29 protein-coding genes are annotated in these 26,652 nt (G+C 62.1%); 20 read left to right on the forward strand and 9 right to left on the reverse strand.

Annotated elements, in window-relative coordinates:
* Window positions 1-82: 82 nt before the first annotated feature.
* The 4 genes from sucD to mdh all read right to left on the reverse strand — a co-directional run bounded on the left by sucD (window position 83) and on the right by mdh (window position 3,996).
* Window positions 83-970, reverse strand: a complete 888-nt coding sequence (gene sucD, locus R1W01_RS09535; RefSeq protein WP_243612676.1) for a succinate--CoA ligase subunit alpha — start codon at window positions 968-970, stop codon at window positions 83-85.
* A 63-nt stretch (window positions 971-1,033) separates the two neighbouring features.
* Window positions 1,034-1,546 (reverse strand): hypothetical protein, encoded by a 513-nt coding sequence (locus tag R1W01_RS09540; protein ID WP_243612675.1) that lies wholly within the window; start codon window positions 1,544-1,546, stop codon window positions 1,034-1,036.
* A complete protein-coding gene (sucC, locus tag R1W01_RS09545) occupies window positions 1,546-2,739 on the reverse strand; it encodes an ADP-forming succinate--CoA ligase subunit beta (RefSeq protein WP_243612674.1) in 1,194 nt (397 codons plus the stop codon). The genes R1W01_RS09540 and sucC overlap by 1 nt, the downstream gene beginning before the upstream one ends.
* Before the next feature lie 294 nt (window positions 2,740-3,033).
* The gene (gene mdh, locus R1W01_RS09550) at window positions 3,034-3,996 is read right to left on the reverse strand and encodes a malate dehydrogenase (protein WP_243612673.1); all 963 of its coding nucleotides are present in this window, start codon (window positions 3,994-3,996) and stop codon (window positions 3,034-3,036) included.
* Between the two features lie 162 nt (window positions 3,997-4,158).
* On the opposite strand from mdh, the gene R1W01_RS09555 reads away from it, so the two are divergent.
* Window positions 4,159-4,899: a sulfite exporter TauE/SafE family protein gene (locus R1W01_RS09555; protein WP_297758504.1), complete on the forward strand. Its 741-nt coding sequence runs from the start codon at window positions 4,159-4,161 to the stop codon at window positions 4,897-4,899.
* Here the strand turns inward: R1W01_RS09555 and R1W01_RS09560 are convergent.
* On the reverse strand, window positions 4,896-5,216 hold the full coding sequence (locus R1W01_RS09560) for a hypothetical protein (protein WP_243612671.1): 321 nt from the start codon (window positions 5,214-5,216) through the stop codon (window positions 4,896-4,898). The two genes, R1W01_RS09555 and R1W01_RS09560, sit on opposite strands and share 4 nt — an antisense overlap.
* A 187-nt stretch (window positions 5,217-5,403) precedes the next feature.
* Between R1W01_RS09560 and R1W01_RS09565 the strand changes: the two genes are divergently transcribed.
* From R1W01_RS09565 to R1W01_RS09625, 13 genes are all read left to right on the forward strand, one after another.
* The gene (locus tag R1W01_RS09565; protein WP_297758508.1) at window positions 5,404-6,258 is read left to right on the forward strand and encodes an HpcH/HpaI aldolase/citrate lyase family protein; all 855 of its coding nucleotides are present in this window, start codon (window positions 5,404-5,406) and stop codon (window positions 6,256-6,258) included.
* Window positions 6,259-6,290: 32 nt separating this feature from the next.
* Window positions 6,291-6,839, forward strand: a complete 549-nt coding sequence (locus R1W01_RS09570) for an NnrU family protein (protein ID WP_243612669.1) — start codon at window positions 6,291-6,293, stop codon at window positions 6,837-6,839.
* Window positions 6,840-6,843: 4 nt separating this feature from the next.
* Window positions 6,844-7,047 carry a DUF1737 domain-containing protein gene (locus tag R1W01_RS09575; RefSeq protein WP_243612668.1) on the forward strand — a complete coding sequence of 68 codons (204 nt, stop codon included), beginning with the start codon at window positions 6,844-6,846 and terminating at the stop codon, window positions 7,045-7,047.
* Window positions 7,047-8,078 (forward strand): MaoC family dehydratase, encoded by a 1,032-nt coding sequence (locus R1W01_RS09580; RefSeq protein WP_243612667.1) that lies wholly within the window; start codon window positions 7,047-7,049, stop codon window positions 8,076-8,078. Before R1W01_RS09575 ends, R1W01_RS09580 begins: the two co-directional genes overlap by 1 nt.
* 237 nt (window positions 8,079-8,315) lie before the next feature.
* Window positions 8,316-8,699 (forward strand): succinate dehydrogenase, cytochrome b556 subunit, encoded by a 384-nt coding sequence (gene sdhC / locus R1W01_RS09585; RefSeq protein ID WP_243612666.1) that lies wholly within the window; start codon window positions 8,316-8,318, stop codon window positions 8,697-8,699.
* 14 nt (window positions 8,700-8,713) lie between these two features.
* Window positions 8,714-9,085, forward strand: a complete 372-nt coding sequence (gene sdhD, locus R1W01_RS09590) for a succinate dehydrogenase, hydrophobic membrane anchor protein (protein WP_243612665.1) — start codon at window positions 8,714-8,716, stop codon at window positions 9,083-9,085.
* 18 nt (window positions 9,086-9,103) lie between these two features.
* Window positions 9,104-10,909 (forward strand): succinate dehydrogenase flavoprotein subunit, encoded by a 1,806-nt coding sequence (gene sdhA / locus R1W01_RS09595; RefSeq protein WP_243612664.1) that lies wholly within the window; start codon window positions 9,104-9,106, stop codon window positions 10,907-10,909.
* Window positions 10,910-11,002: 93 nt separating this feature from the next.
* Window positions 11,003-11,887 (forward strand): hypothetical protein, encoded by an 885-nt coding sequence (locus R1W01_RS09600; RefSeq protein ID WP_297758515.1) that lies wholly within the window; start codon window positions 11,003-11,005, stop codon window positions 11,885-11,887.
* Window positions 11,888-12,009: 122 nt separating this feature from the next.
* Window positions 12,010-12,789, forward strand: coding sequence for a succinate dehydrogenase iron-sulfur subunit (locus R1W01_RS09605; protein ID WP_243612662.1), 780 nt, complete (start codon window positions 12,010-12,012; stop codon window positions 12,787-12,789).
* A 196-nt stretch (window positions 12,790-12,985) separates the two neighbouring features.
* On the forward strand, window positions 12,986-13,144 hold the full coding sequence (locus R1W01_RS09610; protein WP_243612661.1) for a hypothetical protein: 159 nt from the start codon (window positions 12,986-12,988) through the stop codon (window positions 13,142-13,144).
* Window positions 13,145-13,266: 122 nt separating this feature from the next.
* On the forward strand, window positions 13,267-14,907 hold the full coding sequence (locus R1W01_RS09615; protein WP_297758520.1) for an FAD-binding dehydrogenase: 1,641 nt from the start codon (window positions 13,267-13,269) through the stop codon (window positions 14,905-14,907).
* A 185-nt stretch (window positions 14,908-15,092) separates the two neighbouring features.
* Complete coding sequence (locus R1W01_RS09620) at window positions 15,093-16,268, forward strand: type III PLP-dependent enzyme (protein ID WP_297758523.1); 1,176 nt, start codon at window positions 15,093-15,095, stop codon at window positions 16,266-16,268.
* Window positions 16,269-16,337: 69 nt separating this feature from the next.
* Entirely contained in the window at window positions 16,338-17,186 is an 849-nt protein-coding gene (locus R1W01_RS09625) for an urea carboxylase-associated family protein (RefSeq protein ID WP_297758526.1), read from the forward strand.
* A 115-nt stretch (window positions 17,187-17,301) separates the two neighbouring features.
* Here R1W01_RS09625 and R1W01_RS09630 read toward each other — a convergent pair whose 3' ends face one another.
* Genes R1W01_RS09630 through cobU form a run of 3 tightly spaced genes read right to left on the reverse strand, consistent with a single transcriptional unit; the run spans window position 17,302 to window position 19,346 of the window.
* Window positions 17,302-18,183 carry a glutathione S-transferase gene (locus tag R1W01_RS09630; protein WP_297758529.1) on the reverse strand — a complete coding sequence of 294 codons (882 nt, stop codon included), beginning with the start codon at window positions 18,181-18,183 and terminating at the stop codon, window positions 17,302-17,304.
* A gap of 57 nt (window positions 18,184-18,240) precedes the next feature.
* Window positions 18,241-18,816, reverse strand: coding sequence for a histidine phosphatase family protein (locus R1W01_RS09635; protein ID WP_297758531.1), 576 nt, complete (start codon window positions 18,814-18,816; stop codon window positions 18,241-18,243).
* Complete coding sequence (gene cobU / locus R1W01_RS09640) at window positions 18,813-19,346, reverse strand: bifunctional adenosylcobinamide kinase/adenosylcobinamide-phosphate guanylyltransferase (protein ID WP_317275211.1); 534 nt, start codon at window positions 19,344-19,346, stop codon at window positions 18,813-18,815. The genes R1W01_RS09635 and cobU overlap by 4 nt, the downstream gene beginning before the upstream one ends.
* Window positions 19,347-19,411: 65 nt before the next feature.
* Between cobU and R1W01_RS09645 the strand changes: the two genes are divergently transcribed.
* From R1W01_RS09645 to R1W01_RS09670, 6 genes are all read left to right on the forward strand, one after another.
* Window positions 19,412-20,290 carry an RNA polymerase factor sigma-32 gene (locus tag R1W01_RS09645; protein WP_243612655.1) on the forward strand — a complete coding sequence of 293 codons (879 nt, stop codon included), beginning with the start codon at window positions 19,412-19,414 and terminating at the stop codon, window positions 20,288-20,290.
* Window positions 20,287-21,087 carry a ChaN family lipoprotein gene (locus tag R1W01_RS09650; RefSeq protein ID WP_297758540.1) on the forward strand — a complete coding sequence of 267 codons (801 nt, stop codon included), beginning with the start codon at window positions 20,287-20,289 and terminating at the stop codon, window positions 21,085-21,087. Before R1W01_RS09645 ends, R1W01_RS09650 begins: the two co-directional genes overlap by 4 nt.
* 75 nt (window positions 21,088-21,162) lie before the next feature.
* Window positions 21,163-22,362 (forward strand): bifunctional phosphopantothenoylcysteine decarboxylase/phosphopantothenate--cysteine ligase CoaBC, encoded by a 1,200-nt coding sequence (gene coaBC / locus R1W01_RS09655; protein ID WP_297758543.1) that lies wholly within the window; start codon window positions 21,163-21,165, stop codon window positions 22,360-22,362.
* Between the two features lie 19 nt (window positions 22,363-22,381).
* Window positions 22,382-22,843, forward strand: a complete 462-nt coding sequence (dut, locus tag R1W01_RS09660) for a dUTP diphosphatase (RefSeq protein WP_297758546.1) — start codon at window positions 22,382-22,384, stop codon at window positions 22,841-22,843.
* On the forward strand, window positions 22,843-23,883 hold the full coding sequence (locus tag R1W01_RS09665; protein ID WP_297758549.1) for a HesA/MoeB/ThiF family protein: 1,041 nt from the start codon (window positions 22,843-22,845) through the stop codon (window positions 23,881-23,883). Before dut ends, R1W01_RS09665 begins: the two co-directional genes overlap by 1 nt.
* Before the next feature lie 58 nt (window positions 23,884-23,941).
* A complete protein-coding gene (locus R1W01_RS09670) occupies window positions 23,942-25,954 on the forward strand; it encodes a M3 family metallopeptidase (protein ID WP_297758551.1) in 2,013 nt (670 codons plus the stop codon).
* On the opposite strand, the gene R1W01_RS09675 is transcribed toward R1W01_RS09670, so the two are convergent.
* Window positions 25,951-26,649, reverse strand: a complete 699-nt coding sequence (locus R1W01_RS09675; protein WP_297758553.1) for an NYN domain-containing protein — start codon at window positions 26,647-26,649, stop codon at window positions 25,951-25,953. The genes R1W01_RS09670 and R1W01_RS09675 overlap by 4 nt on opposite strands.
* Window positions 26,650-26,652: the final 3 nt, after the last annotated feature.

Below are 26,652 nucleotides of genomic sequence, written 5' to 3' on the forward strand. Positions count from 1 at the left end.
GCCCGACGGCATAGCCGGACAGCACCCGCCCCATGAGGGACAGGCGCTGCCGTAGATGCATATGCCGGACGGATCGTCATGCTTAGCCGATCTCGATCGCTTTGAGCATCGCTTCGCCGAGGCCAGCGGGGCTATCAGCGACGACGATACCAGCCGACTTCATGGCTTCGATCTTGTCTTCGGCACCGCCTTTGCCGCCGGCGACGATGGCGCCTGCGTGGCCCATGCGGCGGCCCGGAGGCGCCGTGCGGCCTGCGATGAAGCCAGCGGTCGGTTTCCAGCGGCCTTTTTTCTTCTGTTCCTTGAGGAATTCGGCGGCTTCTTCTTCTGCGGAGCCACCGATCTCACCGATCATGATGATCGACTTGGTTTCGTCGTCGTCGAGGAACATGTCGAGCACGTCGATGTGTTCGGTGCCCTTGATCGGGTCGCCACCGATGCCGACGGCGGTCGACTGGCCTAGGCCGATGTCGGCGGTCTGCTTCACGGCTTCATAGGTGAGCGTGCCCGAGCGCGACACAACGCCGACCGAGCCACGCTTGTGGATGTGGCCGGGCATGATGCCGATCTTGCAGGCGTCCGGCGTGATGACACCGGGGCAGTTCGGGCCGATCAGCTTGGAGGTGCTGTCTTCGAGGGCGCGCTTGACCTTCATCATGTCGAGGACCGGGATGCCCTCGGTGATGCAGACGATCAGTTCCATCTCGGCGTCGATGGCCTCGAGGATCGAGTCGGCCGCGAAGGGCGGCGGCACGTAGATCACGGAGGCGTTGGCCTCGGTCACGTGCTTGGCTTCGTGCACGGAGTTGAAGACAGGCAGGTCAAGGTGGGTCGTGCCGCCTTTGCCGGGGGTGACGCCGCCGACCATCTTGGTGCCATAGGCAATCGCCTGCTCAGAGTGGAAGGTGCCTTGCGAGCCGGTGAAGCCCTGACAGATGACTTTGGTGTTTTCGTCTACGAGGATTGCCATTTTGGCGTTCTCCTTAACAATGTGTCGGACGCCGCTATGCGCCCATGATTTGATTTCGAGGGCCTAGGGCTTGTAGAGGGTGATGGAAGCACCGTCAGCTTTCAGGCGGGCGTTGTTCCCGACAATGACGCTGCCCTTGGCCGTCTTGAGGCTGATCTGGCCGCCGCCTTTCTTGCCGCCGATGCTCTTGGCCTTGACCTTGGGAAGCAAGATCTGGGCCGCTTGCGCACCAGCGTTGGCATTCGGGATGCCCGCGTCGAACATGACCGCGCAGATACCGGTATCAAGCCGCATGACGCTTATGGAGCGGGACGGGGCACGTGCGGTGAAGAACAGGTCGTCATCGCTCGTGATCTCGTAACCGTTCCGTTTGGCATAGGCTTTGACCCCGTTGCGCGACCCGGACGTTTTATAGCAAGCGTCCAGGAATGCCTGCGAGGCCGTTGCTGCGGACACCACGGCGCGACCGTCTTTGTCGGTCGTGCGTGGGTTCTCGAGCGTACCATTGGACGGCCCCATGCAGCCAGCGAGGGCAGCACAGGCGATCGCTCCGAGAAAGGCGGTTGCGCGCCGCATCAGCCCTTGACCGCCTTCACGATCTTCTCGGCGCCGTCGCTGAGGTTGTCGGCGGCGATGACGTTGAGGCCGGAGGTCGAGATGATCTCTTTGCCTTTCTCAACGTTGGTGCCTTCGAGGCGGACAACGAGCGGAACCTGCAGGCCGACTTCTTTCACCGCGGCGATGACGCCCTCGGCGATGATGTCGCAGCGCATGATGCCGCCGAAGATGTTCACGAGGATGCCTTTGACGTTCGGGTCCGAGGTGATGATCTTGAACGCTTCGGTGACTTTCTCTTTGGTCGCGCCGCCGCCCACGTCGAGGAAGTTGGCAGGCTCTGCGCCGTAGAGTTTGATGATGTCCATGGTCGCCATGGCAAGGCCCGCGCCGTTCACCATGCAGCCGATCTCACCGTCGAGCGCGATGTAGTTCAGGTCGTACTTGGAGGCTTCGAGTTCCTTGGGATCTTCCTCGGTCGTGTCGCGCAGTTCGGAGACGTCCGGGTGACGGTAGACCGCGTTGCCGTCGAAGCCGAGCTTGGCGTCGAGCAGTTTGAGGTTGCCATCAGGCATAACGATCAGCGGGTTGATCTCGAGCATCTCCATGTCCTTCTCGACGAAGGCGCGGTAGAGCTTGTCGAGGAGTTGGACGCATTGCTTGACCTGCCCGCCGGTCAGGCCGAGGGCAAAGGCGACGCGGCGGCCGTGGAACGGCATGTAGCCGGTGGCCGGGTCGATCGAGAAGGAGAGGATCTTCTCCGGGGTCGAGGCGGCAACTTCTTCGATGTCCATGCCGCCTTCGGTCGAGGCCACGATGGAGACGCGCGAGGTCACGCGGTCGACGAGGAAGGCGAGGTAAAGTTCGCGTTCGATGTCGGAGCCGTCTTCGATGTAGATGCGGTTGACCTGTTTGCCCGCCGGGCCGGTCTGGTGGGTCACAAGGGTGCGGCCCAGCATCTTCTTGGCTTCTTCGGCGGCTTCTTCCACCGACTTGGCGAGGCGGACACCGCCTTTTTCGCCCGCGTCGGCCTCAACGAAAGAGCCTTTGCCGCGACCACCTGCGTGGATCTGCGCTTTGACGACCCAGAGCGGACCGTCGAGTGCGCCTGCTGCGGTCTTAGCGTCTTCTGCCTTGAGAACGACACGGCCCTCGGAAACAGGGGCGCCATAGGAGCGAAGCAGAGCTTTCGCCTGATATTCGTGGATGTTCATGGAACTGTCCCATCTTGCTGCGATTTGTCGCGCGTTGTGGCACAGGCCGCCTAGGTTTCTAAGCGTTTTCTTCGATTCAGGGGATTTTTCCGCCATTTGTGATCACAGGTAAAAATATAGTGATCACAAATCGGAAGTTGGCGTTACATTCGAGGGAATCAATGCTTTGCGCCTAGAACGGCGTCAACCTGGCCTGTCGCGGCTTGTGCGCCGTGGCCGACGGTGACGCAGGGGCAAGGAAAAAGCCCGGCCAAAGGGGCCGGGCTTTCTCGTAAGGGCTTGGTCGGTCGCGGTTTATGCGAGCGAGCTGTCGATGCCTTTGCAGGCGTCCACGAGGCCTTTGACAGCGTTGACCGAGGTGTCGAACATCTCTTGCTCTTCCTTGTTGAGCTTGATGTTGACGATACGCTCGATGCCGCCTGCGCCGATCACGGTCGGGACGCCGACATACATGTCCTTCACGCCAAGGTCGCCATCGCAATAGGCGGCACAGGGCAGAACGCGTTTCTGGTCTTTGAGGTAGGCTTCGGCCATTTCGATCGCCGAGGCAGCCGGTGCATAGAATGCCGAGCCGGTTTTCAGCAGGCCGACGATTTCGGCGCCACCGTCACGGGTACGCTGAACCATGGCGTCCAGTTTCTCTTGCGTGGTCCAGCCCATCTTGACGAGGTCGGGGAGCGGGATGCCTGCAACGGTCGAGTAACGCACCGACGGCACCATGGTATCGCCGTGGCCACCCAGAACGAACGCGGTTACGTCGCGCATCGAAACGTTGAATTCTTCTGCGAGGAAGTGACGGAAGCGCGCGGAGTCAAGAACGCCAGCCATACCGCAGACCTTGTGCGCGGGCAGGCCCGAGAACTTCTGCAGAGCCCAAACCATCGCGTCGAGCGGGTTGGTGATGCAGATGACGAATGCGTCCGGTGCGTGGGCGGCGATGCCTTCACCAACCGATTTCATCACTTTCAGGTTGATGCCAAGAAGATCGTCACGGCTCATGCCGGGTTTGCGGGCCACACCTGCGGTCACGATGCAGACGTCTGCGCCAGCGATGTCAGCATAGTCGCTGGTGCCGGACATGGCGGCGTCGATTTTCTCGACGGGGCCGGATTCTGCGATGTCCAGTGCCTTGCCCTGGGGCAGGCCGTCAGCGATATCAAAAAGAACAACGTCGCCAAGTTCTTTGAGGGCTGCGAGGTGGGCGAGGGTGCCGCCGATGTTGCCTGCGCCGATAAGGGCAATCTTGGGTCTGGCCATGGAATTTTCTCCGGTCCGGTTGAAATATCGCCGGTGGCTTAGGCCTTAAACACCCGCAACGCAAGGTTTTTGCGCCGCAGCGCAGCGGGAAGCAGGCTCTGGGCAGAGCAGGCAAAGCCCCGTAAGGTCGCGCAGATACGGGACTTTCGAGGGGTCTGTAGGGTGAATTTCGATCTTGGCTTTTTTGCGATTGCCGCGCCTGCAGTGGTTTTTGCGGGCGTATCCAAGGGCGGTTTCGGCTCGGGTGCGGCCTTTGCCAGCGCGGCGATTCTGGCGCTCGTGCTGCCGCCAACAGAGGCGTTGGGGTTGATGCTGCCGCTCTTGATGTTGATCGATCTCGCCACGCTACGACCCTATTGGAAGAGGTGGAGCTGGCCCGATGCGAAGGTGCTGATTGCGGGCGGGTTGCCTGGTGTGGCGCTTGGCGTGGCGCTCATGGCGGTGGCGAATGAGGATGTGCTGCGCTTTCTGATCGGAGCGGTGGCGCTCGGCTTTGTGATTTGGCGCCTTTGGCCGGGCGAGGCGCGGCACAAGGCGTTGCCGGTCTGGGCGGGGGCGCTGGCCGGAGTCGCGGCGGGGTTCACGAGTTTCATCAGCCATGCGGGTGGGCCGCCCGTCGCCGTCTATCTTTTGTCGCGCGGTGTTGGAAAGACGGCCTATCAGGCGACGACGGTGCTCATTTTCTGGATCATCAATATCGCCAAGGCGGTGCCATATGCTGTGCTTGGGGTGTTCACGCTCGAGACGCTCTGGCTCGATCTGTGGCTCGCACCTTTCGCGCTTATTGGGGCGTGGCTTGGGGTCAGGGCGCATGACATGGTCTCAGAGCGCGTGTTCTTTGGCCTGACCTATGTGCTGCTCAGCCTCACCGGGGCGAGGCTGATCTGGGATGCGGTCATCTAGACCTTGTCGCCCTTCGCGGGGAGCGGCTCTACGATCATCTCAAAGGCTTCGCCGGAGGCGACGAGGCAGGTTGCGCCGTTGGGGAAGGTGACGATGATTGACCAGCTTCCGCTTGTGGCGGCGAAGATCTCGACCACGACATTCTCGGCGCCAAGGCCGATGGCGCGGCGGGTCTCGGAGAAGTCCTCGGCCAGCTTTTCAAGCACCACGTCGCGCGGGGCGCAGTTCTGGGTCTGTGCCTTGACCTGCGCGGCGGCGAGGACGAGGAGGCCGAGGCCCATCGTGGCGGCGAGGAGTTTAGACGACTTGTTTTTCATGAGGCTGCCCTTTCGGTTTTTTATGGCCCGAGGTTCAGCAAAAGCCGCGAAAACAGCGTTAAACGGGCGGGCGGACCCGGTTTGTTCTCGTCGAGACGCGGGGTTTCTTCTGCACTGCGGCAAATTCAGGCTTGAAGTTTTCGGGAAATAATGGCCCATTCCGCGCAACAAAATTACGGAGAGACTCATGGATCAGCGCGCACGCCCCTATCGTTCGGTTTTGTACATCCCCGGCTCGAAAGAGCGGGCCTTGGAGAAAGCCAAGACCCTGCCGGTCGATGCGATCATCTTTGACCTCGAGGATGCGGTGTCGGTCGATGAAAAGGACAATGCCCGCGAGACGCTCAAGGCGGCGCTTGCGGCGGGGGGCTATGGCTCGCGTATGCGGATCGTGCGGATCAACGGGCTTGATACCCAATGGGGCGAGGCGGATGCCAAGGCCGCAGCCGAGATGGATTGCGATGCAGTCCTGTTGCCGAAGGTCGAGAGCGCGGCACAGGTTGATGCGCTTGCCGCTCTGGTTGGGGACAAGCCGATCTGGGCCATGATGGAAACCCCGCGGGGTATGCTCAACGCGGTCGAGATCGCGGCGCATCCGCAGCTGACGGGCTTTGTGATGGGCACCAATGACCTTGCCAAAGAGCTTCAGTGCCGGTTCCGTCCGGATCGTCTTCCGATGCTGACCTCGCTTTCGATGTGCCTCCTTGCCGCGAAGGCCGAGGGGATCGTGATCGTGGATGGCGTTTATAATGCGTTCAAGGATGCCGAGGGCCTCAAGGCGGAATGCGATCAGGGCCGCGATATGGGGATGGACGGTAAGACACTCATCCACCCGGCGCAGGTTGACGTTGCCAACGCAGCCTTTGCTCCGACCGAGGACGAAATCGACCTTGCCCGCCGTCAGATCGCGGCGTTTGAGGAGGTCGAGGCCGCCGGGCAGGGCGTTGCCGTCGTGGACGGGAAGATTGTCGAGAACCTGCACGTGGCGACGGCGAAGGAAATTCTTGCCAAGGCAGATGCAATCGCCGCGCTTGAGGGCTAAGTTTCTCCCAACGCGAAAACAGGGAGACGGATATGGCACTTCTTATACTAGGCGTTCTGCTTTGGGCCGGGGCGCATTTCTTCAAGCGGCTCATGCCGGAGGCGCGGGCCAAGCTTGGCAATGGCGGCAAGGGGCTTGTGGCACTGGCGCTGGTCGCGGCGGTGGTTCTCATGGTGATCGGCTATCAGCGTGCCGAGATCATCGACCTTTGGGGTAAGCCCGGTTGGGCGGTGCATGTGAACAACTTCCTCGTGTTGATCGCCATCTTCATGATGAGCCCGGCGCCAAAGCGCGGGCGTATCCTTGCGGGAATGCGGCATCCGATGCTTACAGGGTTCAAGGCCTGGGCCTTTGCGCACCTGTTGGTGAATGGCGACGTGGCCTCCGTGATCCTCTTTGGCGGGCTACTGGCCTGGGCCGTGGCCGAGGTCATCGTCATCAACCGGACCGAGCCGAACTGGACCCCGGGGCCGAAGGGCACCTATGCCAAGGACGGGATGTTCCTTGTCGGCTCTCTCATCCTCATGGTGGTGATCGGCTATGTGCATTTCTGGGTCGGCCCCTGGCCATATCCGAGCTAACGCCATGAAACTCTACAGATTTCTAAGCGAAGACGACACATCGGCCTTTTGTCACAAGGTGACGGAGGCCCTCAACAAGGGCTGGGAGCTTCACGGCTCGCCGACCTATGCGTTCGATGCCGCCAAGGGCATTATGCGTTGCGGTCAGGCAGTGGTGAAGGAGGTCGAAGGAACCTACACGCCCGAGACAAAACTAGGAGAGCACTAATGGCCAAGACCAATCCGGGCCGGTTTTTCGAAGACTACACGCTGGGGCAGGTGATCGAGCACGCGGTGCCGCGCACCGTCTCGGGCGGCGAGCGGGCGCTTTATCATGCGCTCTACCCGGCGCGTCACGCGCTCTATTCGTCGGATGAATTCGCGCGGGCGAGCGGCCTGCCGAAAGCGCCGATCGACGATCTTGCGGCGTTTCACGTGGTCTTTGGCAAGACGGTCCCGGATGTGTCGCTCAACGCGGTGGCGAACCTTGGCTATGCGGAAGGGCGCTGGCTCAAGCCGGTCTACGAAGGTGATACGCTGCGCTCGACCTCGGAAGTGATCGGGCTCAAGCAGAACTCGAATGGTAAGACCGGCGTCGTCTATGTACGCACGCGCGGCATGAACCAGAACGACGAGGTCGTGATGGAATATGTGCGCTGGGTCATGGTGCGCAAACGTGATGTGGATGCACCGGCGCCGGAAACGGTTGTGCCGGAGCTTGCCAAGGTGATCGCGGCAGAGGATCTCGTGATCCCCGAGGGCCTCGATTTCTCCAACTATGATTTCACGCTGGCGGGCGAGGCGCATCGCTGGGGCGACTATGAGATCGGCGAGACGATTGACCATGTGGATGGTGTGACACTTGAGGAAGCCGAGCACATGATGGCGACGCGGCTTTGGCAGAATACGGCCAAGGTGCATTTCGACGCGACCTTCCGCCCCGATGGCCAACGGCTCATCTATGGCGGTCATATCATCAGCCTCGCGCGTGCGCTCTCGTTCAATGGTCTTGCCAATGCGCAGATGATCGTCGGTCTTAATGGTGGCGCGCATGCCAACCCGGCGTTTTCGGGCCTGACGGTCAAGGCGTGGTCGGAAGTTCTCGACAAGGCAGAGACCAATGTGCCGGGCGTCGGCGCAATCCGTCTGCGTCTCGTGGCGACCAAGGGCGGGGCGCCTTTCGCGCTCAAAGGCGAGGACGGGAAATACCTGCCGGATGTGCTCCTCGATCTGGACTATTGGGCGTTGATGCCGCTCTGACAAAGCGCGGCGGCGCGGGTCTTCCTGCGCTGCCGTTTCGCGACTCGTCGCAAATCCAATTATTTTAGTCGGATTTGAATGTGTGATCACGGCTAAGAAAAACGTGATCACATATCCCGTTCTTTTCCCATTTTTCGCCCTCTCAGATCAAAAAAACGATGTGTTTGCGCTGTCACTACAGTGACATAGGGCAAAAAAGCGTTAGTAAGAACGCAAGGAAAACTGAGAGGATTCAGTATGGCTGATGTGAACAGGGGCAATCGCCCGCTTTCGCCGCACTTGTCGATCTACCGCCCACAGCTCACCTCGGTATCGTCGATTTTTGCCCGTATTACCGGCGTGGCCCTGCTGGGCGCGGCGGTTCTTGTTGTTTGGTGGTTCCTGGCCGCCGCATCGGGGCCGGAATATTTCGCCTTCGTCAACGGGCTCATGACCTCGTGGTTCGGCGATCTTGTGATGTTCGCCGCGCTCTGGGCGGTCTGCTATCACTTCCTGTCGGGGCTGCGTCACCTGTATTGGGACACGGGCCGGGGTTTTGAACTCAAACAGGCCGAGCGTCTTGGCTGGATGGTGATCTTCGGGTCCGTCATCCTTGCCGTTCTCGGCGCGCTGGTTCTCTGAGGAGGGATCGGACAATGGCATTTCTTACCGACCGCAAACGCGCCGAATATCGCGGCTCTTCGCGTCACGGCACCGAGCATTTCTGGGGCCAGACGATCAGCGCCGTGGGCCTTGCCGTGCTCATCCCGCTTTTCGTCATCACCTTTGGCTGTGTGCTCGGCTCGTCCTATGAAGAGGTTCTGGCCTATTACCAGCGCCCCTTCCCGGCGATTGTCGCGGCTCTGACGATCCTCGTTGCCATGGTGCATTTCCGCCATGGCATCCAAGTGGTGATCGAGGATTACTCCCGCGGGCTTCAGAAGAAGTTCCTCATCATCGCGTTCACCTGCATCGCATATGGCATCGCGGGCGTTGGCCTCTTCGCGCTGGCGCGCATCGCCCTTTAAGACTCGGAGCTTCGACAGATGGCTGCTTACGAATACGAAACACATGAATATGACGTGGTCGTGGTTGGCGCCGGTGGCGCTGGTCTGCGGGCCACGCTCGGTATGGCCGAACAGGGCCTGCGCACCGCTTGCGTGACCAAGGTCTTCCCGACCCGTTCGCACACTGTGGCCGCTCAAGGCGGGATCGCCGCCTCGCTTGGCAACATGGGGCCGGATAGCTGGCAGTGGCACATGTACGACACCGTGAAGGGGTCGGACTGGCTTGGCGATACGGACGCGATGGAATACCTCGCCCGTGAAGCGCCCAAGGCGGTGTATGAGCTCGAGCACTATGGCGTGCCGTTCTCGCGCACCGAGGAAGGCAAGATCTATCAGCGCCCCTTTGGCGGTCACACCACCGAGTATGGTGAAGGCCCGCCGGTACAGCGTACCTGTGCTGCGGCCGACCGGACCGGACACGCGATCCTGCACACGCTCTATGGGCAGTCCCTCAAGAACAACGCTGAGTTCTACGTCGAATATTTCGCCATCGACCTCATCATGAGCGACGATGGTCAGTGTCAGGGTGTGGTTTGCTGGAAGCTTGATGATGGCACCATGCACATCTTCAACGCCAAGATGGTTGTTCTGGCGACCGGCGGGTATGGCCGTGCCTATTTCTCGGCCACGTCGGCCCATACCTGCACCGGTGACGGTGGCGGCATGGTGGCCCGTGCGGGCCTTGCGCTTCAGGATATGGAGTTCGTGCAGTTCCACCCGACCGGCATCTACGGTTCGGGCTGTCTCATCACGGAAGGCGCGCGCGGTGAGGGCGGATATCTGACCAACTCCGAAGGCGAGCGTTTCATGGAACGTTATGCGCCGACCTACAAAGACCTCGCGCCGCGGGACTATGTTTCGCGCTCGATGACGATGGAAATTCGCGAAGGTCGTGGTGTGGGCGCCGATGGCGATCACATCCACCTGAACCTCAGCCACCTGCCTGCCGAAGCGCTTGCAGAGCGTCTGCCGGGGATTTCGGAAAGCGCGAAGATCTTCGCTGGCGTGGATGTCACCAAGGAACCGATCCCGGTCATTCCGACGGTGCACTACAACATGGGCGGTATTCCGACCAACTATTGGGGCGAAGTGCTCAACCCGACCGCAGACGATCCGACCGCCGTTGTGCCGGGCCTTATGGCCGTCGGCGAAGCGGGCTGTGCGTCTGTGCACGGGGCGAACCGTCTCGGGTCCAATTCGCTCATCGACCTCGTGGTCTTTGGCCGCGCCGCTGCGATCCGTGCCGGCAAGGTTGTCGATGCAGAGGCGCCGAACCCGGTTCTCAACCAAGCGTCGGTCGACAAGGCGTTTGACCGTTTCGACGGGCTGCGCAATGCCAAGGGCAATGTGCCGACCGCCGAGCTGCGCCTTGAGATGCAGAAGACGATGCAAGCCGATGCTGCCGTGTTCCGCACCGACAAGACCCTCAAGGAAGGCGTCGAGAAGATGACCGCGATCGCGGCCAAGCTTGACGATCTGAAGGTGACGGATACCTCGCTCGTGTGGAACAGCGACCTGATGGAAACGCTCGAACTCACCAACCTGATGCCGAACGCGCTTGCCACGATTACCGGGGCAGAGGCGCGCAAGGAATCGCGCGGGGCCCATGCGCATGAGGACTTCTCGGAACGTGACGACAAGAACTGGCGTGTGCACACCGTCAGCCGCGTCGAAGGCAACAAGGTCGATCTTACCTATCGTCCGGTGATCGTTGATCCGCTCACCACCGAGGACCAAGGCGGGATTTCTCTCAAGACCATCGCGCCCAAGGCGCGGACGTTCTAAGGAGACGCGTTTGTTGCGGACCCGGAGCATATCACGCTTGATCGGCCATTGGCCGTGCGGGTCCGTGCGCAAATGTGGCGCGGGAGAGGAGCGATGAACGCGATGGCGGACGGCCTCATGGGCAAACCGGCACTTCGGGCGCGTCTCGGCTTTGAGCCGGGTCTCGTGCTGCGGATGCATGGGATGCGCCGGTCGGGCAATCATGCGATCGCCTCGTGGCTTCAGCGCAATGCTCCGGAGGGCGGCGCGCTTTTCCTCAACAACTGCCGTCGCGGCGCGCATCCGCTTGATGCATTCGCCTCGGCCGAGGTCAACGACCGCAAGCTTGCGACCGACAAGGCGCAAGCGGATCTTGCCGCCTATGGTGCAGAGGTTGGGGACGGGGGGCTTCTCCTGATCTCCTACGAGGACCATTCGCCGGCACAGGACCGCCCGCGTAAACCGCTTTCGGGGCATTTCGATCGGGGCCTCATTGACCATGAGGTGCTTGTCTATCGAGGCTTCCTGAACTGGGCGGCGTCGCTCACCAAGAAGCTCGAGCCGAACGAAGGCTATAGCGTGTCGCGTCGCATGGCGGTGATCCTGCGTGGCGTCGATCTATATGCCGACCTGCTTGGCGAGGTGATCGAGGGCGGGGATGCAGTCACGATCTGCTATGATCGCTGGGTCGCGGACGCAGGTTATCGCGCCGAGCGTCTTGCCGCGCTTGGTCTGGACCTTCGCGACAACGGTCTGGGGCAGGTCACGCGCTATGGGGGCGGTTCGTCCTTTCAAAAAGAGGCGGCAGAGAGCGGCGAGCTTGCAACGGATCGACGGTTCGTCGAGATGATGCAGAACCCGCTCTATCAGGCCGTTCTACAGATTGCCGCGCGCGACGAGACGCTTGTCGCCCGCATCCAAACCCTTTTCCCTGCCGACGCCGAAATCCTCGGTCGGATCGCACGGGAGAACCCGATTTCAGGGGAGGTCGTCCTGTGACGTGCTCTCTTAATCCCAACCCAGCCTGCCGCGCGGATGCGACAGGCCCCAGCAACGCACGCAATGCGGGACGGCAGGTGCTTTCCCACGAGCGCACCGCGGTCAAGCAAGGAGACTGAGCCATGGTTGAATTTGCACTTCCGAAGAACTCCAAGATTACCACCGGTAAGACTTGGCCCAAGCCCGAAGGCGCAACCAATGTGCGCAAGTTCCAGATCTATCGCTGGAACCCCGATGACGGGAAGAACCCGCGGGTGGACACCTATTTCCTCGACATGGATACCTGTGGTCCGATGGTTCTTGATGCGCTTATCAAGATCAAGAACGAGATCGACCCGACGCTGACTTTCCGCCGCTCTTGCCGCGAAGGGATCTGTGGCTCCTGTGCGATGAACATCGACGGGATCAACACGCTGGCCTGTATCTACGGCATGGACGAGATCAAGGGCGACGTAAAGATTTACCCGCTGCCGCATATGCCGGTGGTGAAAGACCTTATCCCGGACCTTACCCATTTCTATGCTCAGCACGCGTCGATCATGCCGTGGCTTGAGACCAAGACCAACCGTCCTGCAAAGGAATGGCGCCAGTCGATCGAGGACCGCAAGAAGCTCGACGGGCTTTATGAATGCGTGATGTGTGCTTCGTGCTCGACCTCCTGCCCGAGCTACTGGTGGAATGGCGATCGTTATCTTGGCCCGGCGGCGCTCTTGCATGCGTATCGCTGGATCATCGATAGCCGCGACGAGGCGACCGGCGAGCGTCTTGACCAGCTTGAAGACCCGTTCAAGCTCTATCGTTGCCACACGATCATGAACTGCGCGAAGACCTGCCCGAAGGGTCTCAACCCGGCCAAGGCCATCGCGGAGATCAAGAAGATGATGGTTGAGCGCAACATCTGATCGCGCCCACAAGCCAGTTTCAGAAACCCCCGACGCCGCGCGCGTCGGGGGTTTTTCTTTGGGGCTACCCTATTGCTGACCCAAGGGAAATTTGCGCTCGACGCATAGCGAGGATGCAGTTTTTGACAGGTGTCTTTCGTATCTGGTGTCGTTAGGTTCCAGGCAAGGGAGGAGTTCTGACACAACGGAGAGACCCATGTCGAACTCGCAAAACACGCCGGAAAACATCGCGGAACGCGCGCTGGAACTTCTTGAGCAGGCCTATGCCTACTACACCCCGCCGCTCAAGCCGGTTGCCAAGGCCCAAGCTCCGCAGGATGCCGAGACCTACTACGAATACGTCAAGGCGGCCTGATCTTCCCCTTCCATTCGGTTTTCGAAAGGCGCTCCGCTTGCGGGGCGCTTTTTCTTTACGTCAGGTTTCATTTGGCGATCGACCCGTGCCTTGGGTAGCCTTCCGGCAAGGGAGGACACGGTATGGCAGATGTGATCGTCGTCGGGGCCGGTTTGGCCGGGTTGGTGGCCGCGAGCGAGGCCGCCGCGCGCGGGCGCAAGGTTTTGCTTCTCGATCAGGAGGGCGAACAGAGCCTTGGCGGGCAGGCGTTCTGGAGCCTTGGCGGTTTGTTCATGGTCGACACGCCCGAGCAGCGCCGGATGGGGATCAAGGATAGTCCTGCGCTTGCCCTTGGTGACTGGATGGGCTCGGCACAGTTCGACCGACCAGAGGATGCCAATCCCCGAAAGGTGGCCGAGGCCTATGTCGATTTCGCCGCCGGGGAAATGCGTGGCTGGCTCAAGTCCTTGGGGATGCGCTGGTTTCCCGTGGTCGGCTGGGCCGAGCGGGGCGGGGAGATGGCGCATGGGCATGGCAATTCCGTGCCGCGGTTTCATATCACCTGGGGCACTGGGCCGGGCGTTGTCGCGCCATTCGAGCGACTCGTGCGGCAGGCGGCAGAGGCCGGGCAGGTCCGCTTTGGGTTCCGGCACAAGGCGACAGGGCTGATCGTCGAGAACGGCGCGGTCAAGGGCGTGCGGGGCGATGTTCTCGCCGAAGACGGCGCAGAGCGGGGGCGGTCAACCAATCGAGAGGTCGTGGGGGATTTCGAGCACCGGGCCGAGGCCGTGATCGTGACCACGGGCGGGATCGGGGGCGACCATGACATGGTGCGCCACTATTGGCCCGAAGACCGCCTTGGCCCTGCGCCCAAACGCATGGTTGCCGGGGTGCCGGATTACGTTGATGGACAGATGCAGCGCGTCGCGGAAAGCGCGGGCGCGGGCCTCATCAACGGGGATCGCATGTGGCACTATACCGAGGGCGTCGCGAACTGGGATCCGATCTGGCCGAACCATGGGATCCGCATCCTGCCGGGGCCGTCCTCGATGTGGTTTGATGCAATTGGGGAGCGGATGGAAGCGCCGTTCCTGCCGGGGTTCGATACGCTCGGCACGCTGCGGCGTATCCTTGCGACGGGGCATGAGCATAGCTGGTTCGTTCTCACGCAGAAGATCATCGAGAAGGAGTTTGCCCTTTCGGGATCGGAGCAGAACCCGGATTTCACCTCGGGCAAGTGGTCAGAGGTCATCCGGGGGCGGGTGCTCAAGAAGGGGGCACCGGGGCCTGTGGAAGCGTTCAAGGACCATGGTGAGGATTTCGTCGTCGCCGATACGCTGGAGGCGTTGGTCGCGGGGATGAACAAGATTACGCCGGATGTGCCGGTAGCTCTCGACCACATCCGGGCGCAGATCGAGGCGCGGGATGCGCAGATCGAAAACCCTTTTGCCAAGGACGCGCAGGTTACGGCGATCCGTGGCGCGCGCGCCTATCGGGGCGACCGTCTCATTCGCACGGCCAAGCCGCATCGCATCCTCGACCCAGAGGCCGGGCCGCTCATCGCGGTGCGCCTCAATATCCTGACGCGCAAGTCGCTTGGTGGGTTGCACACGGACGAGACAGGGCAGGTTCTGCGCCCGGATGGTCGCCCGTTCGAGGGGCTTTTCGCGGCAGGCGAGGTCGCCGGGTTCGGCGGCGGGGGGTATCACGGGTACAACGCCCTTGAAGGCACGTTCCTTGGCGGCTGTATCTTCTCGGGGCGCGCGGCGGGGCGGGCGGTCTGAGGCCTGTGCAGATTTTTTCACGGCCATGCAGAAAAGGGATTGATCGACTCATCGTTTGGCCCCATATGCGCGATCAGACGCCAACGCACGCGCCTCTGTCGTAGGGGCCCTCTCCATGATTACGCAGCGACGGTAACGTCTCCTTTTGCAATTTGGTCGGACGCTCCGGCCGGGTCCTTTTGGAGATGACCATGACTGCTCACCTGACCTCAGTGGCTGGCGCCGCTGTTTCTACCCGTTCGCGACTCGAAGATTTCATTTGGCAGAATACGTTCGATCAACCGACCCTCGTGATTGATACCGCGCAGGTCGCGGAGAACTATCGCGCACTCAAGGCCGGGCTTGGCCGGGCGCGGATTCACTATGCCGTCAAGGCGAACCCGGCGCGTGAGGTGCTTGCCACGTTGGTGGCGGAAGGCTCGTCCTTCGACGCGGCGAGCCGGGGTGAGATCGAAGCCTGTCTTGCCGTGGGTGCGCGGGCCGAGAGCATTTCCTTTGGCAACACCGTGAAGCGGGTGGCGGATATCGCTTTTGCGCATCAGGCGGGCGTGACGCAGTTCGCATTCGACGCGGAGGAAGAGCTTGAAAAGATTGCAGAACATGCGCCGGGCGCGAGCGTCGTGCTGCGCCTCATCGTCGAGAATAGCGAAGCGGATTGGCCGCTGACGCGCAAGTTTGGTTGTGCGCCGAGCAAGGCGCTTGCGCTTTTGAACTTGGCGCGCGATCTCGGGCTCGATGCGGCGGGCCTGAGCTTTCATGTCGGCTCGCAGACCCGCCGTGCCGCCATGTGGGCACCGGTTCTGGAGCGCGTCGCGACTGTTTGGCACGCGGCGAAAGCGGCGGGGCATGACCTGCGCGTCCTTAATATCGGCGGTGGCTTCCCGGCCTTCTATGGCGACCCGGTTGAGGCCCCGACGCCCTATGCGGCGAATGTGATGAAACAGGTGCGCAAACGCTTTGGCGAAGTGCCGGAAATCATGGCCGAGCCGGGCCGTGGCATGGTCGCCTCGGCGGGTGCGATTGCGGCGGAAGTCCTTCTGGTTTCACGAAAATCTGACTGTGAGCTGCATCGCTGGGTCTATCTCGATATCGGGAAATTCTCGGGGCTTGCTGAAACCATGGACGAGGCGATCCGTTACCAATTTGCGACCGCGAAAGACATGCAGCCCGCCGGGCCGTGCGTGCTTGCGGGGCCGAGCTGTGACAGCGCGGATGTGCTATACGAGAAACAACCGGTGCAGCTTCCGTTGGGGCTTGCGGCGGGCGACAAGATCATGATCCGCAACTGCGGGGCCTACACGTCGAGCTATTCCTCGGTCGGCTTCAACGGGTTCCCGCCCCTGGCAGTTGAGATCATCTGAGGAGCGCGAGAGCGCTTTTCATCGGCGGGCGTTCGGGGCAGGGTGGCAGGGAGTTGAAGGAGGCCGCCCATGACCCGAACCCCGCCACCAGATGCAGACGAGCGCCGCGCGATCCGGCCGGTGATTTGTTATCCGAACGAGACCCTGCCGGAGCCGCCGATGGCGCTTTATCGGGCCGCGCGGGAGGGGGCCGAAAAGGTTAATGAAGTGTTAATGCCAGCGCGGGATGCGAAGTGTTTTCACGTTCCGGCGGGTGCCTTTTTCCGGATTTCAAGCGTTGAGGGGCCGCAGGTCGGTGATCTCAACCTGTGGAATGCCAATGATCTTGCAGAGCGATTTTACTCTGGAAAATCAAGAGCTTTGCACGGAACGCACCTGACAGAAGGGGAGCGGATGTGGTCCTCTTTCCCGTATCTGAGGCCGATGGCGACGATCACGGAAGATACGCTCGGCTGGTACGGGATGGACGCGTTCGGCGGCTCGGTGCATGACGTGATTGGGACGCGGTGTGATCCTTATACGGGGAATCTCTTGAGTGGGTCACAATACCATCATTGTTGTCACTCGAACCTGACGCGGGCGCTCGCAGAGGAGAGGGGGCTGTCGCTGGCCGAGGCCGAGACCCATGTGCATGACGTTCTCAATGTCTTCATGTGCACCGGGTTCACGCGGGACACAGGGCAATATTTCATGAAGGCCTCACCGGTGCGGCCCGGTGACTACCTTGAATTCTTTGCAGAAATTGACCTTCTTGGTGCGTTGAGTGCCTGTCCCGGCGGCGATTGTTCGAGCGAGCATTCCTCGGATACGGCGGCCTGTTATCCGCTTCTCGTGGAAGTGTTTCAGCCCCGTGAGGGTGCGCTCGCGGGGTGGGAAAGCCCGGCTGTGAATGGCTATGATCGGAGCCACGGGGCCTGAAGAACCTCGTTGAAAAGCAACGTCGGTATCACGTCGGTATTGCGTCTGTATCGCGGTGGTGCGGAGTGCGAGGACCAAGCGATTTCGCAATCGCCTGGTCCATGATTGTCGAAAATTATTGGCCCTCGACCAAGGCCATGAAAGCGGGCCATGCCGTCGGATCGGCGACCGTCTTGTCGCGGCAGAAGGCATTGCAGAAGCCAAAGCGCCGTCCCTCCATTTCGAGCACATGGGTGATCGGTTTGCCGGAATAGGGGCAGGCGTCATTCTCGGCCTCTGTTCCGTCGACGGCCTTGGCGACGCGCGGCGTTGGACCGGGCCAATCGCGCGTCGGGTAGTCCTTGGCATACCACGGCAGGTATTCCTTTTTCGCGAGTCCCATGGCGCGCCAGCGGCGGAAGGCCGGGTCGGCGAGATGCGCGGCGACATAGGCGCGGGCGGTTTGTCCCATCGGTAGGTTATACCCGGCAAGCCGTGCGGCGACCGGGGCATAGAAGGCATCGACGATGCTATAGTCGCCGCAGAGCCAAGGGCCATTGGGACGGCATGTTGCGCGGGCGTGGCTCCAGATGGTTTCGAGCCGGGCAAGATCGGCGAGCACCGCGTCAGAGGGATCTGAGTCAAGATAGGCGGTGGCGAGGTTCATCGGACAGTCGCCGCGCAAGGCCGTAAACCCGGCGTGCATCTCGGAGGTCAGGGTGCGGGCCGTGGCGCGGGCCAGCGGGATCGAGGGCCACAGATGCGCCTCGGGGTGGCGGCTTGCCAGTTCCTCGGCGAGGGAAAGGGATTCCGAGAGGATCGCGCCATCCTCGGTTACGACAGTCGGAACGGTGCGGGCCGGGGGGCAGAGCGCGGCAAGCTGATCGGCCACGGAGTCATCGGTGTTGAAATCAATGCGGACCTCGCGGCGGGGGATGCCGAACTTCTCAAACAGAAGCCAGCCACGCAGGGACCATGAGGAATAGGTGAAGTCACCAATATAAAGCGTATATGTCATGCTCTCAGGCTAGCGTGGCCGTGGGCCCCGACAAAATGAAACTTTCTGAGAGGTCCATCACGGGCAGTGATTGATCCCCTCCGCACCCCAATTGGGCAGGGTGCGGATCGTGGTGACGGAAAGGTTGTCGATCTTGTGGGCGAAGGCCTCGGCGCCGGAGAGGGCACCCGCGCGGGCGACTTGGGTCAAGATGGCGCCGAAATGGGCAACGATGACCAGGTCGTGGCCCGGATGTGCGGCCAAGAGGCGGTCTACGGCGGCATCGACGCGGGCGCAGACGCTGTTCCAGCTTTCGCCGCCGGGAGGGGCCGTATCGCCCGGTGTTTCCCAGAAGGCACGAGCGAGGCCGGGGTCTTCGGCGTCGATATCGGGGAAGCGTTTGAGTTCCCAGTCACCGAAATGAATTTCGCGCAGGTCGGGATCATGCGGCAGGCGCGTGCGGGCGCCCGCGATGGCGTCGGCAGTCGTCACGGCGCGCGACAGGTCCGAGCTTATCACGAGGGCGTTGTCGGGGAGGTGCGCGTCGAGCCGAGCCAGGGCGGCGGTGTCGGAAAGATCGGCGGGCAGGTCGGACCAGCCGACCATGGAGCGCGCATGGGTCGGGCCATGACGGACGAGGAACAGGCGGCTCATGCCGGGGCTTTCATGGTGAGCGGCAGGCCCGCAGCGACAAACAGCACGGTATCTGCGGCGGCGGCGAGGCGTTTGTTGAGGCGTCCCTGCACATCGCGGAAGCGGCGGGCGAGGGCGTTTTCGGGCACGATCCCCATGCCGACCTCGTTAGAGACCACGACGACCTTGCCCTTGCAGGCGACAAGCGCCTCGAGCAGGCGGGCGGTTTCGGTCTCAAGATCGTTTTCGGCAAGCATCTGGTTCGACATCCACATGGTTGCACAGTCGAGCAGGGCGACTTCGTCCTGGGACACCGAGGCCAGCGCCGGGGCAAGATCAAGGGGCGCCTCGATCGTGCGCCAGCCGGGGCCGCGCTGATCCACATGGGCGGCGATCTTGGCGCGCATTTCTTCGTCCCAAGCCTCGCCCGTGGCGATATAGACGCGTGGTGCGCCGGTCCCTGTCACGAGGGATTCCGCGTAGAGCGATTTGCCTGAGGCCGCGCCGCCGAGCACGAAGGTGAAGTTCGAGAGCATCTTTTCTGTCGCCAAATGTGATCCAATCCGGCGCAACCTGCGTAATTCCCCATGAAAGCGCAAGGAGGAAGGATGCCAAGATGGGCCTGCAATCCAATGTGAACAGGGAATTGACGCGCAATGCGATGCGTCAGGAAATGCTTGATGCCGAGACCGAGCTCGCGCTTGCCAGCGCATGGCGGGACAAGCGGGATGCGGCGGCGCTGCACCGTTTGATCCGGGCCTACATGCGGCTTGCGATCTCGATGGCGGGCAAATTCCGGCGTGCCGGGGTGAGCCAGAATGATTTGATCCAAGAAGCGATGCTTGGCCTGATGAAAGCGGCCGACAAGTTCGATCCAGAACGCGGTGTGCGGTTCTCGACCTATGCTGTGTGGTGGATCCGAGCCGGGCTTCAGGATCATGTGATGCGCAACTGGTCCGTGGTGCGTACCGGCTCTACGACGTCGCAGAAATCGCTTTTCTTCAACATCAACCGCGTGCGTGCGCAGTTCGAGCGCGAGGCGATGGCGCGGGGCGAGAGCCTCGATACGCATCAGATTGTTGAGAAGATCGCCAGCGAGATTGGCGTGAGCCGAACAGACGCCGAGATGATGCTTGGCCGGATGTCGGGGAGCGACATGTCTCTCAATGCGCGTCAGAGCACGGATGAGAGCGGGCGTGAATGGCTCGAGCTTTTGGAGGACGAGGCCGCGGCGGGCGCGGAAACCGTTGAGGCGCGGCGCGATGTCGAGTCGCTTCGGGGGCAGCTTCTAGATGCGATGGAGGGCCTGAGCCAACGCGAACGCCATATCCTTGCGGCGCGGCGGCTTGATGATGAGCCGCGCACATTGGCGAGCCTTGGGGACGAGATGGGCCTGTCGAAAGAGCGGGTGCGTCAGCTTGAGGCGGCAGCGCTTCAGAAGATGCGGCGTCGTCTTGAACAGCAGGGAGTGGGCGTGCATGACTTCGTGTCATGAAACGCATGATTCTGGCTCTCGCGCTTGCCGCGGCCCCCGCACTCGCAGAAGAAATCACCATCGACAAGATCACCACGCTGCCCGGCGCAGACGTGGTGTTTCTTGGTGAGTTGCATGACAACCCGTGGCACCACGCCAATCAGGCCGAGGCCGTCGCGGCGCTTGGACCGAAGGCCGTGGTGTTCGAGATGATCACCGCAGAGACAGCGGCCAAGGTCACGCCGGAGCTTCTTCAGGATAAGGCGGCATTGTCGGAGGCGCTGGGCTGGGCCGAGAGCGGTTGGCCGAGTTTTGACATGTATTACCCGATTTTCGCCGCTGCGAAGGATGCGCAGATCTATGGCGCGCTGGTACCGCGAGAGGCGGTGCGCGAGGCGATCATGGGCGGCGACGCGACGGCCAGTTTTGGCGAGGGTGCGGATCTCTATGGTCTCGCAGCCCCCCTTGCAGAAGAAGAACAGGCCGAGCGCGAAGCGGCGCAGATGAGGGCGCATTGCGATGCGCTTCCCGAAACGCTTTTGCCGGGGATGGTGCTTGGTCAGCGGTTGCGTGATGCGACCATGGCGCGGGAAATCGTGCGTGCCCATGACGAGACTGGCGGACCAGTTGTTGTCATTACTGGCAATGGCCATGCGCGGCTCGACTGGGGTGCGCCGCGTCTTTTGCCGGAACGTCTCAGCGTCACCAGCATCGGCCAGCTTGAACGCGCGCCGGAAGACACGCCGCCGCATGATGCATGGATCGTAACGCAGGAAGCGGAGCGCGAAGACCCCTGTGCAGGGTTCAAGAAGGACTAGGAAAGATGCGCATCGCTTGTTTCCGTCGCCCCCACGGCATAGTCTCCGGAAAACCCTGAAGAAGCGGGCGCTCATATGCTGACCGACAAACGAATTCTCCTCATCATCGCGGGCGGTATTGCCGCCTATAAGTCACTCGACCTGATCCGGCAGTTGCGCAAGCGCGGCGCTTGGGTCACGCCGGTGTTGACCAAGGCGGGGGCGGAATTCGTCACCCCGCTGGCCGTGTCGGCATTGGCGGGGGAGAAGGTCTATCGCGACCTCTTTGACCTCACGGACGAGGCGGAGATGGGCCATATTCAACTTTCACGCTCTGCCGATCTTGTCGTGGTGGCCCCGGCAACGGCGGACCTTATGGCGAAGATGGCGGGCGGTCACGCGAATGACCTTGCTTCGACCCTTCTCATGGCGACGGATACCCCGGTTCTTATTGCGCCGGCAATGAATGTGCGCATGTGGGAGCATCCGGCGACACGGCGCAATATCGCGACGCTCCGCGGGGATGGCGTCATGGTCGTGGGGCCGAACGAGGGCGATATGGCCTGTGGCGAATACGGGCCGGGGCGGATGTCGGAGCCTGAGGAAATCGTCAACGCAATCGAGACTGCGCTGGCCGAAGGGCCGCTTGCGGGGCGACGGATTCTTGTCACCTCGGGGCCGACGCATGAGCCGATTGACCCGGTGCGCTATATCGCCAACCGATCCTCGGGTGCGCAGGGCACGGCGATTGCTCGTGCGCTTGCCGTGATGGGGGCAGAAGTTGTCTTTGTCACAGGCCCAGCAGATGCGGAGCGCCCCGAAGGGGTGCACATCGTCGAAGTTCAAACCGCGCAGGAGATGCTTGAGGCGGTGCAGGGTGTGCTGCCGGTTGATGCGGCGATCTTTGCCGCCGCCGTGGCCGATTGGCGCGTGGCAAGCGCATCGGACAGCAAGTTGAAGAAAACCAAGGGCGGGATTCCGGCGCTTGAGTTTGCGGAGAATCCCGACATCCTCGCCACGGTGAGCCAGATGGAGGCGGGACGGCCCGGCCTTGTCATTGGCTTTGCCGCCGAGACCGACGACGTGATCGCCAACGCGACATCCAAGCGGGCGCGCAAGGGGTGTGATTGGATCGTGGCCAATGATGTCAGCCCGGAAACCGGGGTCATGGGCGGGCATGAGAATGCTGTGACGCTCATTTCAGACGAGGGTGCAGAGCATTGGCCGCGCATGGGCAAGCACGAGGTTGCGCATCAGCTTGCCGAGCGGATCGCGACAGCGCTCGGCTCACTATAGCAAAAACGGAGGGAGTGCCGTGGTGCAAATCCGGCTCAACTGGCTTGAGGGGGCGGACCGGGAGGTCGCGCTGCCTTCCTACGAGACCGCTGGCGCGGCAGGGGCGGATATCCGTGCCAATTTTCCACAAGACGCCCGCGAGGGGGTGACGCTTGCCCCCGGAGAGCGGGCGCTTGTGCCGACCGGGCTTCGGATCGGGATTCCTTCGGGATATGAAGTGCAGATCAGACCGCGTTCGGGGCTTGCCCTCAAGCACGGGATCACCTTGCCCAATACCCCGGGCACCATCGACAGCGATTATCGCGGGCCGCTTGGGATCATCGTGATGAACGCAGGCCAAGAGCCGTTTCACATCGCCCATGGCGCGCGCATTGCGCAGATGATCGTTGCCCCTGTGGTGCAGGCCACGTTCGAGACGGTCGAAAGCCTAGACGAGACCGCGCGCGGCGCGGGCGGGTTCGGGTCAACGGGGACGGCCTGATGGCGTTGGTGTTCATCATGGCGGCGGTTCTTTGGGGGATCGGGGCCTTTATGGGGGCGCCGCACCGGGCGCGCTGGTCCATGGTGGCGCTATTGTGGGCTGCGGTGTTGGGCGCGCATCTCGTGCTGCCGGATGGGCATCCGTTACGCATGGCGACGGGAGAGAGTCCGGCGCTCTGGGCTATCGTGGGCGGTGCTGCGGTGATCGTGGCGTTCTACCGCGCAGGTCTTCGCTGGCTTCGGGCTCGGGTGCGGGAGCCGGAAGGCGAGTCCAGCGCACAGGAAGGACCGTTCAGCGACACCGAGCTCAACCGCTATGCGCGCCATATCGTGCTCCGCGAGGTTGGTGGTTTGGGTCAGAAAAAGCTCAAGGATGCCAAGGTCTTGGTGGTCGGAGCCGGGGGGCTAGGCTCGCCCGCGCTCTTGTATCTTGCGGCGGCGGGTGTGGGTACGATCGGTGTTGTCGATGATGACGATGTCGACAACTCGAACCTCCAGCGGCAGGTGATCCATCGCGATGATGCGATCGGCATGCCCAAGGTGTTTTCGGCACAGTCCGCCATGGAAGCACAGAACCCGTTTGTTATCGTGAAGCCCTACCAGCGGCGTCTCGATGAAGAGACGGCGGCGGCGCTTGTGGCAGAGTATGATCTTGTCCTTGACGGGACGGACAATTTCGAGACGCGTTACCTTGTGAACCGGGCCTGTGTCGCGGCGGGGGTGCCGCTTGTTTCCGGCGCGCTTTCACAATGGGAAGGGCAACTCAGCGTATTCGACCCGAAGGCGGGGGCGCCCTGTTATGAATGCGTCTTTCCCGAGGCCCCGGCGGCGGGACTTGCGCCATCCTGTGCAGAGGCAGGGGTGATCGGGCCGTTGCCGGGGGTGGTTGGCACGATGATGGCGGTCGAGGCCGTCAAGGTCATCACTGGCGCGGGCGCGGCGTTGCGCGGCGAGATGCTCATCTATGACGCGCTTTATGGCGAGAGCCGGAAGATCACGCTCAAGCGGCGCGAGGGGTGCCCGGTTTGCGGTAAAGCGTAGGTCGGCCATTGCGCATCCCGTAGGCAGGCTTAGGTTAGGCGCAAAGGAGAAAACGCCCATGACCAACCCGATCCTGTCCCCGTGGGACACCCCGTTTGAGATCGCCCCGTTTGACGCCATTTCCGACGCGGATTTCGCGCCTGCGCTCGACGCGGCGCTGGCGGCGCATGATGCCGAGATCAAGGCGATTGCCGAGGACTCGCGCCCGGCGGATTTCGCCAACACGGTCGAGGCACTCGAGGCGGCGGGCGAGGCGCTCGACAAGGTGCTTTCGGTGTTCTTTACGGTGGCGGGCGCGGATAGCAATCCCGAGCGGCAGGAATTGCAGCGGGCGTTTTCGCCCAAGCTCGCAGCGCATTTCTCGGCGATTTCGTCGAATAAGGCGTTGTTCGCGCGGGTGGCCGAGGTCTGGGAAAAGCGAGATGCGCTTGACCTCACGGAGGAACAGGCGCGGGTTCTGATGCTGACGCATCGCGGGTTCGTGCGCTCGGGCGCGGCGCTGACTGGTGCGGCGGACCAACGGATGCAGGAGATCATGGGGCGGCTGGCCGAGTTGGGCACGGCGTTCACGCAGAACCTTCTTGCGGATGAAAGCGGTTGGTTCATGCCGCTCACCGAAGCGGATCTCGAAGGGCTTCCCGGTTTCGTCGTCAATGCCGCGCGGGCAGCGGGCGAAGAGAAGGGACAGGAGGGGCCAGTCGTGACGCTCTCGCGGTCGCTCATCACGCCGTTCCTGCAATTTTCCCCGCGCCGTGACTTGCGTGAACAGGCGTTCAAGGCCTGGGCCGCACGAGGCGCGAACGGGGGCGAGACCGACAACCGCGAGATCGCTGCTGAAATCCTCAAACTGCGCGAGGAGCGGGCCAAACTTCTCGGCTATGAGAGCTTTGCCGACTACAAGCTCGAGACGCAGATGGCAGGCACGCCCGAGAAGGTACGCGAGTTGCTTATGGCGGTTTGGGGGCCGGCCAAGCGCCAAGCCGAAGCGGATGCAGAGGTGCTGACCGAGATGATGCGCGAGGATGGGATCAATGACGATCTCGCGCCGTGGGACTGGCGCTATTACGCGGAGAAGCGACGCAAGGCGGAGCATGATCTCGACGAGGCGGAGGTCAAACCTTACCTGCAACTCGACCGGATGATCGAGGCGTCTTTTGCCTGTGCCAACCGCCTGTTCGGGCTGGAGTTCAAGCCGCTCGACGTGCCGCTTTACCATCCCGATTGCCGGGCGTGGGAGGTCACGCGGGGAGGCAAACATGTGGCCGTGTTCATCGGAGACTATTTCGCACGGGGATCGAAGCGGTCGGGCGCGTGGTGTTCGGCGATGCGGTCTCAGGCGAAATTCCCCAAGGAGCAGGGGCCGGTGGTCATCAACGTGTGCAACTTTGCCAAGGGCGATCCGGCGCTTCTCTCCTATGACGATGCGCGCACGCTCTTCCACGAGTTCGGCCATGCGCTCCACCAGATGTTGTCGGACGTGACCTATGAATCGATTTCCGGCACGTCCGTGGCGCGCGATTTCGTCGAGCTTCCTTCGCAGCTCTATGAGCATTGGCTCGAGGTGCCGGAGGTGCTTGCGGAGTTCGCAACCCATGCAGAGACCGGTGCGGCGATGCCGAAAGAGATGCTCGACAAGGTGCTTGGCGCGGCGAATTTCGACATGGGGTTCCAGACGGTAGAGTATGTGGCCTCGGCGCTGGTCGATCTGGCGTTCCATGAGGGCGCGGCCCCGGCGGATGTGTTGGCGATGCAGGCGGAGGTCTTGGAGGGCCTCGGGATGCCCGCCGCGATCACCATGCGCCATGCCTCGCCGCATTTCGCGCATGTGTTTTCCGGCGATGGGTATTCGAGCGGGTATTATTCCTACATGTGGTCCGAGGTCATGGATGCCGACGCGTTCGAAGCCTTCGAGGAAGCAGGCAATGCGTTTGACGCCGAGACCGCCAAGGCGCTCGAGGCGCATATCCTGTCGACCGGGGGATCGGTCGAGGCGGCGGACCTCTACAAGCGGTTCCGCGGACGGCTTCCGGGGGTGGAGGCGCTCTTGAAAGGGCGCGGGTTGGCGGCCTAACCCGAGTTGGATTCGAGATACGGGGCGTCTTTGCGATAGCCGCCCTGTATCAGCCGACCGGGTGCTGCAAACTCGGGGAAGTCTTCGATCCAGTCGCGAAAACGATCATTGGTGACGATGGCGGCCCCCATATCGCGGGCGGCCTTCAGCAGAAAGATATCGGCCGGTTCACCCTTGGGGGAGACGAGCACCTGATCCTCGGGGAGGCCGAGAGCCTTTGCCAGCGGGGCGTCATCAAGGTAGCGGTCAAAGAGTATGTATCCGACGTTGGCATCGAAGATCACACCGGGCTGGTAGCCGCGTTTGTCGAGCGCCTTCACCAGCTTCTGCACCACCTGAATGTCTGGCGCGTTGTCCTTCCAATACATCACGTTGGACCCGTCGATCAGGATCGGGCGGGTATGTTTCGTGGCTTTCTCTTGGCGGGGCGGCGCGGTGGGGGGCGACCCGCGAGTTTTCTTCGGTTTTTTGCGGCGTGGCGGGGCGGTGTTCGACCGGTGGGCTTGCTTTGATTTTTTGCGGCGGGAGGTGGGTTTTCTCTGGCGTTTTCGTTCCTCAAGCCCCCACAGGAAAAGGAACAGACACGCCAGAACCAACAGGCCGGTCTGTTGTATTTCCTCGACGCCGACCTGGGGCGGCGCGACAAAAGCCGCGCCGAATGCCAAGAGGCCGAGGATCAGCCAGATAACCGCCATGCG

The sequence above is a fragment of the Shimia sp. FJ5 genome (assembly GCF_032918335.1).
In the GTDB taxonomy this organism is placed as follows: Bacteria; Pseudomonadota; Alphaproteobacteria; order Rhodobacterales; family Rhodobacteraceae; genus Shimia; species Shimia aestuarii_A.